The sequence below is a fragment of the Rothia sp. 110740021-2 genome, from assembly GCF_054263775.1.
The window spans coordinates 89,963-104,779 of sequence record NZ_JBSZFE010000003.1; the positions used below are offsets into that span (position 1 = coordinate 89,963).

The 14,817-nt window shown below is 59.7% G+C and carries 7 protein-coding genes; 4 read left to right on the forward strand and 3 right to left on the reverse strand.

All coding sequences use genetic code 11. The features are described from left to right. Nucleotides 1-292: 292 nt before the first annotated feature. Nucleotides 293-4,279, reverse strand: coding sequence for a S8 family serine peptidase (locus ACUXHH_RS07620; RefSeq protein ID WP_458391170.1), 3,987 nt, complete (start codon nt 4,277-4,279; stop codon nt 293-295). A gap of 245 nt (nt 4,280-4,524) precedes the next feature. Beyond that, nucleotides 4,525-8,553, reverse strand: coding sequence for a S8 family serine peptidase (locus ACUXHH_RS07625; RefSeq protein WP_458391171.1), 4,029 nt, complete (start codon nt 8,551-8,553; stop codon nt 4,525-4,527). 938 nt (nt 8,554-9,491) lie between these two features. Here ACUXHH_RS07625 and ACUXHH_RS07630 point away from each other — a divergent pair. From ACUXHH_RS07630 to ACUXHH_RS07640, 3 genes are all read left to right on the forward strand, one after another. Beyond that, on the forward strand, nt 9,492-9,953 hold the full coding sequence (locus ACUXHH_RS07630; RefSeq protein ID WP_279789823.1) for a DUF4870 domain-containing protein: 462 nt from the start codon (nt 9,492-9,494) through the stop codon (nt 9,951-9,953). 235 nt (nt 9,954-10,188) lie between these two features. Beyond that, the gene (locus ACUXHH_RS07635; RefSeq protein ID WP_279741516.1) at nt 10,189-11,481 is read left to right on the forward strand and encodes an adenylosuccinate synthase; all 1,293 of its coding nucleotides are present in this window, start codon (nt 10,189-10,191) and stop codon (nt 11,479-11,481) included. Nucleotides 11,482-11,650: 169 nt separating this feature from the next. Beyond that, the gene (locus tag ACUXHH_RS07640; RefSeq protein WP_279754973.1) at nt 11,651-12,688 is read left to right on the forward strand and encodes a magnesium and cobalt transport protein CorA; all 1,038 of its coding nucleotides are present in this window, start codon (nt 11,651-11,653) and stop codon (nt 12,686-12,688) included. Between the two features lie 37 nt (nt 12,689-12,725). Here the strand turns inward: ACUXHH_RS07640 and ACUXHH_RS07645 are convergent, their stop codons facing one another. Next, the gene (locus ACUXHH_RS07645; RefSeq protein ID WP_279791349.1) at nt 12,726-13,409 is read right to left on the reverse strand and encodes an integrase; all 684 of its coding nucleotides are present in this window, start codon (nt 13,407-13,409) and stop codon (nt 12,726-12,728) included. Between the two features lie 391 nt (nt 13,410-13,800). Here ACUXHH_RS07645 and ACUXHH_RS07650 point away from each other — a divergent pair, with 391 nt between their 5' ends. Beyond that, on the forward strand, nt 13,801-14,700 hold the full coding sequence (locus tag ACUXHH_RS07650) for a YwqG family protein (protein WP_279741510.1): 900 nt from the start codon (nt 13,801-13,803) through the stop codon (nt 14,698-14,700). The last annotated feature ends 117 nt before the right edge of the window (nt 14,701-14,817 follow it).

A 14,817-nucleotide genomic window follows, 5' to 3' on the forward strand; every position in this document is an offset into this window, starting at 1 on the left:
GGGTCCTGCACCGAGAGTGCTACGGTGCGTCCGCACTGCGTCTCCAGCGTGTCTGCAGTGCGCCTCCAGGGTGTCCGTGCAGCGTGAACGTCAAGGTTCATGCCGCCTGGTGAAGAAACCTTCACTTATTGTCTCAACGATTCTTTATATAACCTAGTCAGGCTCGTATTACGGAACATTATGCGTCAGTAGAAAGCACCCAACCACAGAAAAAGGGAGCCGCACCGCCGCAGATAAACTGCAACGGTACGGCTCCCTCGGTAGAACCTACAGCGGTAGAACCTTATAAACCCTAGATTTCGGGGCTTTCCTTCAGCACACCCGTGCTGTAGCGGTACACGAACGCCGCCATAGCGTCGCGGTGCACCGGCTCCACAGGACGGAACGAACCATCGGGCCAACCGGTGGTCACGCCCTGCTCAGCCAGCCACGAAATCTCGCGGTAGAACTGCTTGTCGGTCGGAACGTCTGTGAAACGAGCCTGCGCGGGGGCAGTGTACTCGGGTGAACCTGCGTAACGGTAGAAGAACGCCGCCATCGCGTCACGGTTCACCGACGCCTCCGGACGGTACGTACCATCAGGCCAACCGGTGGTGATGCCCTGAGCCTTCATCCACTCAATCTCCTTGTAGTAGGGGTGGTTGAGCGGAACATCCGAGAAGCTCGGGGTGGACGGTGTGGTGTACTGCGGCGAGCCGCTCATACGGTAGAAGTACGCAGCCATGGTTGCACGGTCCATGTTGTTCAGCGGGCGGAAGGTGCCGTCCTGGTAGCCGCGGTCAATCTGACGGGCAGCAATCCACGTGATCTCACGGTAGAACTGGTTGTCCTTCGGAACGTCGGTGAAGCGTGCATCGTGGATGGTGCGAGCCACCTTCACGACCTGCGCACGGTCGCCAGCGGCAATACCGTTAGCGGTCTTACGGCCGCTCAGGTCACCGGTCGCGTTGTGCATGTGCAGGAACAGAGCCTGACGCTCCTTGTTGTTGTTCTTGCGGTGAACGGTCAGCTGGCCGCCGTCACGATCCACGAACAGGCCGGGCACGCCCGACTCCTCACCGGTGAACCAAACACCGGGGTTGAAGGGGGAGTATTCGATAGCCGAGGTGGTGTCAACGTAGGGGTTGCCATCGTTGTACCAGGTGTCGGTCTGCACCGTGTACTTGATGGTCTGCGCCTTCTCAGCAGTCAGGCCCAGGTCCTTCAGCGGCACACCCAGAATCATGGTGTTGGTGTCCATGGTGTTGGTGTCGGTGTCGCCCCAGGCACTGTTCAACGGGTAGCGAGCCACCACGGTGGATGCGTTACCGGAGATGGACCAGACCTTCACCAGCGGGTAGTCCAGACCCTTCTCGCGGGTCACCTCCAGAACGTAATCTGCGGTGGAGTCGTTGTTCGTATCAATCTGCACCTGCACCTGACGGCCCCAGTGCATAGTGTCCCAAGTACCCCAGGTCGAAATACCGAAGAATAGAGAACCATCGTTCGGGTTCTTGCCGGCAGCCTTCAACGCCGGAGCGTCCGAGACAGCGCCCACATACTGCAGGTCAACAGCCTGGTTCGACGGCAGCTTCAGCTGACCGGACGGAATACGGTCGCTAACCGCACCCAGCTCAAACGCACCAAGCAGCGAACGGTAACCGCCCTGGTTCAGAGTCGTACCGCGCAGAGTCACCGTGGACTCCTTATCTGGAGTGCCCTTGTAATCAATACGGGACGCATCAACACGCATCGCGGAGACAGGCTTCGGCGCCACGTGAATCGACTGGCGAATCGCCTCACGGCCATTCTCCGAGAAAATCAGGCGACCAGAAGCGCTCGCAATGTACTGGCGCTTACCAGCAGCCAGAGTCTGACCGGTCGTCCAGTCCTGAGCGACCTGGTCCGCGCTCATCGCCGGGTCCATGGTCTTCTCCAACTTAGACGGGTCAATACGCACGGTCACGGTCACGTTCTTACGCTCTCCGGCACCCACGCTCACCTGCTGCGGGTAGGAGTACTCCACACCCGGGATGGTCGTACTTGCCTCGTAGTTCAGAGTGTAGGTGTGAGCCTGCGAATCGGTGTTGTCCAGAACGATTTCACGCTGAACAGTCTGAATACCCGAATCGGGGGTGTACTCCAGCACGCCAAACGCGGTCGAAACACGCTCGGGGGTCTTCGCGTCGTACGCGATAACCTTCGCGTCCACGGCGGCGCGAGCATTCACCATGCCCGTACCCACACGATCCACCGCATACTGCGCACCCTGCTCATTCTTGATCGGGGTGGACGCGCCGTTCATCAGCGCAGCCTTAACCATCTGCGGGTTGTAATCCTGATGCGCCTGCATCACCAGGGCGGCAATACCGGTAACATGCGGGGTTGCCATCGAAGTACCGGTGAAGGACACACCCTTAGCACCCGTACCCACAGCAGCAGACACAATCTCAGTACCCGGCGCCGCAAGGTCAGGCTTAATGAAGCCATCAGCACCGTGCTGACCGCGAGCACTCGAAGTGTTCAGGTCAAAAGCGTGCGAGTGAGGGCCACGGCCCGAAGCCTTGTAATCCAGGTTCATCTCAACGGTCACCGGACCGGCAACCAGAGCCTTCTCCAGGTCCTTCGTCGAAGAAGCAGTCAGACGCAGACCCGGAATGGTCGCATTACCGCCAATGCCGATGGTGTAACGCTCAGCCTTACCGGCCATCACAACACCTAGACCGCCAGCAGTCTGAACGTTATCGAAACGAACCTTCGAACCGCACGGGAACGACAAGTCGTCCTGATCCCAGTCGAAGTAAACCCACTTACCCTTCAGAGCCTTCGTCTCTTCAGCGGTGAAGGCCTCGCAAGCGTAACGGTTACGCTTCGGCGCGGCAACAACCTCGCCGCGCAGCTGATCAGCGGTAGCCTTCGAATAATTGAAGTTCACCGAATAATCACCCTGCAACCACTCCAAACCAGTCTTCGTGGTCACGCGGGCACGGTCAATCGGCTGAGTGGAGCCGTAGGCGTTCGCTACCGACAGTGCCGCAGCCGCATTCGCGGGGCTACCCGAATCAGAGTAGGTGTCACCCACACCGTTGTAGTTATTGGCGTTACCGGCAGCGGCCACAGTGAACACGCCCTGGCGCGCCATCGTATTAATCATGTACGACTCGGGGTCGTCAGCCGGGGCGAACTCGCCACCGAGAGACAGGTTCACAATGTCGGCGCGGTCAGAGAATTCACCGTCACCGTTCGGGTCCATGACGGTATCCAGTGCCTTCATCACAACACTCGAGTTACCGTAGCAACCGAACACGCGAATCGCCAGAATCTGAGCCTCAGGAGCAGTACCGGGGCCAATGGACATGCCCTTCAGCTGCTCCTCCGTCAGGTTCTTGTAATCGCCACGGTAAGTCGTACCGTTCGCCGTCACACCATAACCGGCGGCAGTACCCGCCACGTGGGTGCCGTGACCGCCAGAACCGAAACCATCCGGACGGCAATCCAGCGGGTTATTATCCGGCTGCGGAGTCGACTTCTCAGCCACCGACGCATTGTAGTCATCACCGACCAGGTCAATGCCGCCAATGAACTTATTACGATCAATCAGACCCGAATCAGCAGACGGAAGCTCCGTCATCGCCTTAGCCTTCAGGTACGAATCCACCGTACCGGGGCCACCAAAATCAGCGTGCGTATAGTCAACACCGGAGTCAACAACCGCAATCTTCACGCCCTTGCCCGTGTACCCCGTATTCTCACGAGTCCACGTAGCAAGAGTCTTCGTATCAATCTCGCTACCGGAGTTCATGCGCTCCTTCGCGATAATCGGCGAAATACGCTCCACATCCGGGCGCTCCGCCAACGCACGAATCTGCGCAGCATCACCAGTAATCGCCGCACCACGCATCGCATTATGCGTGGTGTACATCAGCTTAGAACCAGAAGCAGCCGCCACAGACTGAGCCTGCGACTGCACCTGGGCGGCAATAGCCTGCACCTGCGCCTGACGGTTCGCCGGCGCCTCCTTACGTGCCAGAACAGCCGAGGACTGGGTCTGCTCATACGCACCCTTGCCCTTGAACTGCACATACACAGTGATCTGGCCTTCAGCTTTCTGCAGGCCCGGGCTGATACGCGAGGCAGCGTTACCGGATGCGCTCGCAGTGCTTCCTTCGACCTGCTGGGGGCTCTGAGCGTGAGCTGCAGAGAAAGTGGCGGGAACACCGAGAGTAAGGGCAAGAGCCGCACTCAAACCGGTCGCACCGACAGCCTTCATTCTGCGGCGTGGCGCATGAGGCGTTGTCATGGAATCCTCCTTCGGATTTTCTGTTTTTCGCTGGATGCTGTGTGCTCTGTGGTTGTATATCGGTGATATGCGGAGGCGGCCCCACCGGCAGACGACGAGTGAGTGCGTCCGCCGGTGAAACCGCCACCAAAACTTGAGAGGGTCCGAGGTCTTCAACCCCGGAGCCTGCCGGTTCTGGGTTCCCTCCCACCCCATGCAGGGGGGTGGGAGGGAACCCGAACTGTTCGCTACCGGTTCACTACCGTCTAGCGGCCGGCCTGGTTAGCAACCTTCTCGGTGTAGCGGTAGATGAACGCCGCCATCGCATCGCGGGCAATGGGGGTTACCGGGCGGTAGGTACCGTCGGGCCAGCCGGTGCTGATGCCCTTCGAAGCCAGCCACGTGATTTCACGGTAGAACTGGTTATCGGTGGACACATCACTGAAGTGGCTGGTTGCGGGCAGGTCCACGTGCGGGGAACCCGCGGCACGGTAGAAGAACGCAGCCATGGCGTCACGGTTCACCGGTGCGGAGGGGCGGAACGTGCCGTCCGAATAGCCGGTGGTGATGCCCTGAGCCTTCATCCACTCAATCTCCTTGTAGAAGGGGTGCGTGGTGGGCACGTCCTTGAAGCTCGGAGTGGAGGGGGCAGTGAACTGCGGGGAACCCTGCATGCGGTAGAAGAACGCCGCCATTGCGCCACGTTCCACGGACTCCAGTGGGCGGTAGGTACCGTCCGGGTAGCCGGTGGTGATGCGACGCTGAGCCAACCAAGAGATCTCGGTGTAGAACTGGTCGGTGTTCTTCACATCGGTGAAGCGGGACGGAGTGATGTACTCGGTCTGCTGCTCCTTGATGTTCAGCACCTCGGCACGGTTGCCCTTAGCGCTGTTGGTGCCGGAGAGGTCGCCAGTGCCGTTGTGCAGGTGCAGCAGCAGCGCCTTGGCAGGTGCGCCGGATTCGCCGAGCGCGGGGATTGCGTCAGCGGAGCGGTGCGCCGTCAGGGTGGTGGTGGGGGCATCCGGGTGGAGGCCAGCCACGGTGGAGGAGTCGTCGCCGCTGAACCACAGCTTGGGACTGAAGGGGCGGTACTTGATCCAGCCGGTTTCGCTGACGTTACCCCACTCGTACTGGGTGGTTGCGCTGACTCGGTACTGGATGTCCGGGTTGTTTGCGCTGGTCAGGCCCAGGTCCTTGAGAGGTGCACCCATGATGAGGGTGTTGGTGTCCATCATGTTGGTGTCCACATCACCCCAGGCGCCGTTGAGCGGATAGTGGGCGAGCTCGACGAGGCTACCGTTCTTGTAGCCGTAGAGGCGCACCAGCGGGTAGTCCAGGCCCTTAGCACGGTCGGTGACCAGCTTGTAGTCGGCGCGGTTGTTGCCGTCAGTGTCGATTTCTACGGTGAAGGTGTTCTCGTAGGAGACAACATCCCAGTTCGCCCAGGTGGAGATACCGAAGCGCAGGGTGCCGTCATCAGCGTTGCCGCCGGCCGCCTTCAGTGCGGGCGCATCCGAGGAAGCACCGACATACTGCAGGTTCGCCTTAACGTTGCTGTTCAGCGATAGGGAGGTGGGAGCCACACGGTCCACGCTCGCACCGTACTCGAAAGCGCCAAGCAGGGAGCGGTAGCCGCCCTGGTTGACCTCGGTGCCGCGCAGCGAAATCTGGGACTTGGTCCAGCCGGTGTCTGCCTTCTGTGCCTCGTCGCTGGAGGGCTTCTGGGTGAAGGTGACGGTGTTTTCAGCAGCGTGCATGGTGCTCACGGGCTTGGGTGCCACGTGGATGGGCAGGCGCAATGCCTTGGTGCCGTCTTCAGTGAGGACGAGTCGGCCGGAGGCGCTCGCAATGTACTGACGGTACTGTGCGGGTACGGTTTCGTTGCCAGTGTAGTAGTCAGTTGCGTTCTGGGTTACGTCCATTGCCGGATCGCGGGTCTTCTCCAGCTTGGCCGGGTCGATGCGTACGGTGACTTCGAGCTTCTTAGTCTCACCGGGTGCAAGGGTGACCGCGGAGGGGAAGGAATATTCCACACCGGGAATATTAGTGCTTTCAGCGTAGGATAGGGCGTAGGTGTGCGCCACGGAGTCAGTGTTCTCGACCGTCACCTCGCGGGTGAGGGTCTGAACGCCTGCATCCGGTGCGTACTCGAGCACGCCGAAACTCAGGGACACGGTACCGCTCTTGTCAGCGTTGTAGACGAGGGACTTCGACTGCACGGCAGCGAGGGTGTCGACTCGTCCAGCACCCACACGATCCACCGCGTATGCGGCACCGGGTTCGGTGCGCACATCGTGGGTGGCGGTATTCATGAGGGCGGACTTGACCTGTGCGGGGGTGTAGGTTGGGTGGCTCTGCATGACCAGGGCGGCGGAGCCGGTCACGTAGGGGGCCGCCATGGAGGTGCCGCTGAAGGTCACGGAGTTGCTACCGGTTGCTACCGCCGCGGAGGTGATGTACGAGCCGGGTGCCGCAATGTCGGGCTTGGTGTAGCCGTAGCTACCGTGGAAGCCGCGGGCACTCATGGGGTTCAGCTGATCCAGCTTGCCGGTGTCTACGCGCAGGGAGGACTTCAGCTCGTTGCCGAGGCGCACGGTCAGGGGCTTACCTGCCGCTTCTGCTGCGGTAATCTGTGCCCGCAGGTCCTTAGCGGCGGATGCTGCCAGGCGGAAACCGGGCAGGGTCTCGTTGCCGGCAATACCCAGACCGGGTTCTTCGTCATGGCCTGCAAGCAGTACGCCCTTGGCGCCTGCGGCCTGCAGGTTGTCGAAGCGCACCTTGGAGCCGCAGGTGAGGTTACCGTCGGCTTCTGCCCAGTCGATGAGCACCCACTTGCCCTTTACAGCTGCCGCTTCAGTAGCGCTGAGAGCGTTGCAGGCGTAGCGGTTGTTCTCGGAGATTGCGGTGACTTCACCGGTGAAATCCTTGCTACCTGCCTGTGCCCAGGGGTAGGAGGCGCTGTAGTCGCCGCGTACCTTGCGGGTGGTGCCGGTGGCGGGGTCGGTCAGCTCTGCCGCATCGACGGCGCGGGTGGAGCCGTAGGCGTTGGCCACGGTGATTGCGCTGGCTGCGGTGGCGGGGTGACCGGAGTTGGAGTAGGTGTCACCGCGCAGGCTGTAGTCGTTGGCGTTACCCGCGGAGATCACGGAGAGAACGCCGGCGCGGGTGAGCGCGTCAACGGCGTAGGCTTCGGGGTCGTCCTGCGGGGAGAACTCGCCGCCGAGGGACATGTTGACCACGTTCACGCGGTCGGAGAAGTCGCCGTCACCGTTGGGGTCGAGGGCACGGTCGAGCGCCTCGATAACGACGTTGGTGCTGCCGCTGCAACCGAAGACGCGGAAGGCGTAGATTTCAGCGTCGGGGGCGACGCCGGGGCCGATTTTCATTGCCTTGAGTTGCTCTGCGGTGAGCTTGCTGTAGTCGCCGGTAAAGGTGCTGCCGTCGGCGTTTACGCCGTAGCCTGCCGCCGTGCCAGCCACGTGGGTGCCGTGGCCGCCGGTGGTGCAGTCGAGCGGGTTGCCGTCGGGAACGGCGGTGTTGCTACCGTCGTAGTTGTCACCGACGAGGTCGTAGCCACCAGCAACCTTGGTGCGGTTGATGAGGCCGGAGTCTGCGGAGGGCAGCTCGGTGAGCTTGGATGCCTTCTCGTAGTCTTCGAGCTTGCCGCTACCACCGAAATCGGTGTGGGTGTAGTCGATACCGGAGTCGATGACGGCGATCTTTACGCCCTTGCCGGTGTATCCGCCCGCTCCGGCGGAGTTGGTGGTGCCGGTCCAGGTGGCGAGGGAGCCTGCGTCAATGGCGGCGCCCGCGTTCTGGCGGTACTTGGGCAGGATGGGCGAGATTTTCTCCACGTCGGAGCGGTTGGCGAGCGCCTTGATGGACTCGGCGTCACCGCGCACTGCCACGCCACGTACTGCGTTGTGGGTGGTGTAGAGAACCTGGGCGCCGGACTGGTTGCTGACCTGCTGTGCCTGGCTCTGCACCTGGGAGGCGATGGCCTGCACCTGCGAGCTTTGGTTGACGGGTGCCTGCGTGCCGGTGCGTACGCCTGCGGGCTGGGTCTGTTCAAAGGCGCCCTTACCTTTGAATCGGACGAAGGCGGTGACGGTGCCGCTGGCGCTCTTCATGCTTTTGCTGAGTACCTGCTTGGTGGCGTCGGGGTCTTCCGCGGCGTGGGCGGTGGTGCCCAGTGCTGCGAGGGGGCTCAGTGCCATGCTGAGGGTGAGTAGCCCACTGCCGATTCGGTGTCGATGCGACCAGCCGTGGGGGTTTGGGGAGGTGGTGTGTTTCACGGTGCTCCTTTGCTTGGCTCCCGGGGTGTTTCTGGGAGGCTTGTGTGTTTTTCTGGTGAGTTCTAGCTGAACTTGAACACGCTAGATGTGAACTAGGATACACTCCAAAGTGGCTTGTGAAGCGTTTATTACTTCTAAATACATCAAATTGTGGACATATTCGTCAGCACGGTCTTTCATATGGTTCACTTGCACTCAAATTCAGCTTCTTTTCAGATTTAGTTGTTATTGTTCAAACATCTATTGAACATCTATCACAAATGCTGGTGTGCGAGTGCACCCCGTCTGTGAGCCACACTTCGCATCGGTGTATTGACATTAATCAGCCGGTAATGAATTCTGGTGGTTCATCCGATTCGTCTCGGAAACTGTGCTTTTTGCCCTACTGATACTGAACCCGTTTGTGCTGGTTCCTTTGGTGAGCATGTTTGATGGTAGTGCCGGCATGTCGGTGCTGCTCTTCTTCATCACTATCGGTATATGATCACTTTTTGTGGTGCCAATCCTATGGATTGTGGGTATTGTTCAGGCGGCGAAGCGTAAGAACCGGTTGAGGGAACTCATCCAGAAAGCGGAGACGGGGTATGCCGAGTACTGGTACTACCTGGTGTACACCGCCGGCCGGATGGCTACGCGGACATCGAGGGATTCACAAAACAACAGAGTAGCCCCAGAACCGTATAACGACCTGCCCCTCCGCGCACGTAACACCGCGTGGAGGGGCAGAGGCGTCTTTTTCTTGTCATATTCGGGTTTCTTCGCCTGCTGTCCGGCGAGGGTTAATATTCCATTTACCTTGCCTTGATAGGGTGAAACCATCACGAGCGTTGCGACCAAGCAGAGCGAGGCGGGCACCCGCCGAAAAACGGCGAGTTATTCTGCTGCCGCGCCTCAACGATTAGCTGTATCCACTCATCGATAGATTAAGGAAAAGAACGATGTCCCAGCACCCTGAACAGTACAACCAGTACTCCCAGCAGGCACCCTCCTACTCGCAGGCACCGGATCAGCCCAACGGTTACGTGGTTTCCTCCAAGGACGACCAGAACATGGCGATGCTCACACACCTGGCTTCTGCAATTCTGTCGCTGCTGTCTTTTGCAACCGCAAGTATTCTCGCACCGCTGGTGATGTGGTTCATCTACAAGGACAAGCCCGGTTACGGTTTCACTAAGGAATCGGCACGTCGTGCGTTCAACTTCAACTTCTCCCTGTGGCTCATCAGCATGGCGTCCTGGGTGCTGATGGTGGTGACCTTCGGCATCCTGGGCATCATCCTGTGGGTTGTCCCGCTGGTTGTGTCTATCCTGATGGTTATCTTCCACAGCCTGGCTGCTCTAGCTGCAAACCGCGGTGAGCAGTACACCTACCCGATGACCTTCATCGAGATCCTCAAGTAGTCTTCACGGCTCATATCGGTAGCGCCCCCGTCTGAATATTGGATGGGGGCGTTGCCGTGCTCGGTGAAGCTCACCGGCACCGTATTCGGCACGCCTATCGACTCGTTACACGGGACTTAAAGGGGTGGGCACGGTATCATTAGAAGAGCTGTGCCTACCCGGATCATGAGGCGGTAGGTCGCCGCCGCGCCGTGAAATCCGGTGCGTATCTTCAAGGCTTTCAAGGAGCACAAAAATGTCAGCTGTCGTGATTGTGGGCGCCCAGTGGGGCGATGAGGGTAAGGGCAAGGCAACCGACCTGCTCGGACCCCGCGTAGACTACGTGGTCAAGCCCAACGGCGGTAACAACGCCGGTCACACCGTGGTGGTGAACGGCCAGAAGTTTGAGCTGAAGCTGCTGCCCGCGGGTATCCTGAGCGATAACGCCGTCCCCGTGATTGGTAACGGCGTAGTTGTTAACCCTGAAGCTCTTTTCGCTGAGATTGACGGCCTTGAGGCTCGTGGTGCTGATACTTCCCGCCTGAAGATTTCCGCTAACGCACACCTGGTCGCACCCTACCACCAGACCATGGACAAGGTGACCGAGCGTTTCCTCGGCAAGCGTGCTATCGGCACCACTGGCCGCGGTATCGGCCCCGCCTACATGGATAAGGTTGGCCGCCTCGGCGTGCGTGTTCAGGACATCCTGGACGAGTCGATTCTGCGCCAGAAGGTTGAAGGTGCACTGCGCCAGAAGAACGAACTGCTGGTGAAGGTCTACAACCGCCGCCACGTTGAGGTCGATGAAATCGTCGAGTACTTCATGTCATACGCTGAGCGTCTGAAGCCGATGATTGTGGACACCACCCAGCTGCTGAACAAGGCACTGGACGAGGGTAAGACCCTGCTGATGGAGGGCGGCCAGGCAACCTTCCTGGACGTTGACCACGGCACCTACCCGTTCGTGACCTCCTCCAACCCGACCTCCGGCGGTGCATGCGTCGGTTCGGGCGTGGGCCCGACCCGCATCTCCCGCGTGATTGGTATTCAGAAGGCGTACACCACCCGCGTGGGTGCTGGTCCCTTCCCGACCGAGCTGTTCGATGAGATGGGCGAGTTCCTGCGAACCACCGGCGGCGAGTTCGGTGTGAACACTGGCCGCCCGCGTCGTTGCGGCTGGTACGATGCCGTGCTGGCGCGTCAGGCTGTGCGTATCAACGGCTTCACCGACCTGTTCATCACCAAGCTGGATGTCCTGACCGGCCTGGATAAGATCCCGGTTTGTGTGGCTTACGATGTTGACGGTGTGCGCCACGACGAGATGCCGATGACTCAGACTGACTTCCACCACGCTAAGCCGATTTTCGAGTACTACGACGGCTGGACCGAGAACATTTCGGATGCGAAGAGCCTGGATGAGCTGCCCGAGAACGCCCGTAAGTACGTGCTGAAGCTGGAAGAGATTTCCGGCTGCCGTATTTCTGCGATTGGTGTGGGCCCGGATCGTGACCAGACCATTGTGGTTCGTGACCTCATCAACGAAAACTAATCTAATAAGCTAAATACGTGAACCCCCGGAGGGTACCTTATAGGTGCCTTCCGGGGGCTTTTCGTATGCTGGGTGCACGCGCGGTACATGTGACCGGGTAGGGCGTGTGCCGTATGCTGGAAAGAGCGCCTCGCACACGTGGTGCAAAAGCGTTCAGAGGAGGACAACGATGACCTACATTACCGGAGCCATCTACCCCAGCGGAGACCGTATCCGCATAGGCGCACCCGAAGAAGAAACCCTCAACGCCTACCAGCAGCCTAACACCGCTGTCGCCCTCGGATACGCCAACCCCGACATCTACGAACTGTACGGCCTGCAAGAAACCTTCAATCTGCACGAACTCGCCATCGAAGATGCCGGACGAGGCCACCAGCGCGCCAAACTAGAACGATACGGCGACTCCCTCTTCACCGTCATCCGCCCCGCTATCTACCTCGACAAAGAAGAAGAAGTGCGCCTCAGCGAACTGCACCTCTTCACCGGCCCTCGCTACACCCTCGCACTCGTCCGCGACGAACAACGCAACAACCAGCGCATCAACGACCAGTTCAACCTGTTCTACGCCACCCCCGACGCATCCCCCGCTCGACTGCTGCACCGTATCCTCGACAGCACCGTCGACGGGTATGCACCCGTGCTGGACGGCCTCGAAAACGACAGTGACGAAATCGAAGACATCCTCTTCTCCACCAATGAGCGACGAGACGCCAACACCCTCGCCCAGCGCATCTACGAACTGCTCAACCAGGTTATCGACTTCCAGCGTGCCTGCCGACCCCTCGAATCCATGATTGGCCGTATCATCGAAGGCATGCGCACCGGTGCGCTCGACCCCTCACCCTACCCGGGCGCATCCGACGAAGAAAAGAATGAAGAAGCGGTTGAGCTCGCCCGGCAATTCCGCAACGTGCTCGACCACGTAACACAAACAAAAGAACGCCTTGAAGACCTTCGTAGCTCTCTCGAAAACGCTCTGCGCGTGCACGATACCCTGCTCGGTCAGCAGCAGAACGATGACACTAAGAAAATCTCCGCCTACGCGGCGCTGCTCATGGTGCCCACCATCGTTGGCTCGATCTACGGCATGAACTTTGAGGTCATGCCCGAACTCAAATGGCAGTTCGGCTACCCCGCCGCGCTGTTGCTCATGGTGGGTTCTTGTCTGCTCCTCTACTGGTTCTTTAAGAAGAACAAATGGCTCTGATATGTGTGTATGCCGGATATGGCATACACGATATACCTTATGCGGCGCGGTCGTACTGGGCACGCATTGCGCGGCGGCAATCACGACGCTCACGCTTGAACTTCTTATACACAGCCTCCGAATCGGCAAACATGTAGAAGTCCTTCGGCTCAGCCGACAGACCCAAAGTCGACAGCTCAACCAGCGACAGCATCGCGTAGAACACCTTGTGGTGCAGCTCAAAATCGCAGGCCCCCGGAGCGGACTCCACCGCGAACACACCGCCAGTGCACTCCAGCACGCGCATCGCCCAGTGCTGAGTCCACAGGTCACCATTGACCGGGCTCACACCCAGGCGAGTCAACGCCAGGCCGGTACCCTGCACACGCTCAAAGCGCAGGCACATCTCCAGGTCCTTCTCCAGGGGGAACACGAACAGCAGAGCGTTCTGCGCCGCCGCACGTAGCTCAGCCAGGTTCGCCTCGTAACCGGAAGCGCCCTGAGTCAGGTGATGCATCACGCGGTCCATAGTCGAGGACACCGGCGCGGTGCGGAAGCACGAACCGTCAGCCACCAGCTGCTTCAGAACGCCGCGGAGCTCCTCCACGTTGAAACGCTCCATACGAACGATGGTGCCCGCCTGCATTAGCAGGTTGAACTCTGCATCACGGCACAGCTGCTCATCTGCGGTGCAGGAAATCTCTGCGTTTGCGTACTGGCTCTCGTGAGTGGTGTTTTCCATGACCGTTCCTTCCGTAGATGCTGAATTAACCTAGCGGCAACACCGCAGGAGACGGCGTGTCCGGTCGGAAGGATCGTCCCTTCCAACACCTACACTCTATGAGCGACCCCTGACACGATAAGCAGTTTTTAATCTACCCCGGGGTAAAACTGGGAAAATTCTGAAAAATTCTGAAACCGCCCGTAAAACACAGAAAACCGGGTGCTTTCCTATGCGGCCGGAATCGGCGCTTTCTGCACGCCATGCACCTGCTTTTTGCCCGCTGGATGCACTCGTGACCGGAATCGGTGCGTGCCCGCCCGAAATAGGGTCTAATGGGGGCAGAAAGGCGCAGCGGTATCGTTGCCCGCGCCTTCCACACCGAATAATTCACCGACGAAACGAACACATCATGCCGAGGAACAAGCCCTCAGAAGAGACCCTGGCGCAGGTACGCCGCGTCATCGACGCACTCAACGAGCGTGGCGCCCGCAAGCAGGCGATCCGTCTGAAGGTAACCCGCCCCGAAGCGCCGCTGCCTCAGACTGCTTCTAAAATTGATGGCCGCCCGTACCTGCCCGCCGGCGAGTTGCCGCCGACCAATGAGAAGGGGGAGCCGCTGGGCATGATTGCGCAGATTAACTGCGCCGACCTGCCCGAAAACAATATCTACCCGGCGACCGGTCTGCTGCAGTTCTGGATTAATCCCAATGACGAAGAATGCTTGTGGGGTTACGACTACGAGAAGCCGCTCTCGCAGAAGAACCACCGCGTTATCTACTACGAGACTCTGGGTGAGCCGAACCCGGATGCTCTCTTCCCCAACGTTGACTGGGACGAGGGCGGCTGGCCTCTGGGACCTGATGGTAAGGGTGTTTCTGAGGAGACTGCCGAGTACGCACTTGCCTTCGAGACCTGGGAACAGGGCTTCCTGGACGGTGGCTTCGAAATCTACGACCAGTTCGCTGACGCCTGGGATGAAATGTACCCGGACCAGAAGCTTCCTAAGGAACCGAATGCACGAGATGACGCCTCCTACAACCTGCTGGAGCCCTTCGAATCGGAGGAGAGGGATTACTCGCATATCGGCGGCTACCCTTCATTCGTGCAGGAGGATCCGCGCGATGAGTTCGAGGAGCTGCGCGGCCACACTGTGAACCTGCTGACCATCGAATCGGAGTGGGGTGAGGACGCAGAGGAGGGCGTGTACGTGATGTGGGGTGATGCCGGTGCGGCAAACTGGCTGATTACTCCGGAGGCGCTTGCCGCCCGCGATTTCTCGCAGGTCGTCTTTGAGTGGGCTTGCGGCTAAAGCCCTGCCGCTAAGCCGGGGTTGCCTTCAACGCCGCCTCGGTTAGTTACTGACTCGGCTAGCTACGCACCAGGGGAGGGAAATAGAGAATATCCGCTCTATTTCCCTCCCCTTTAT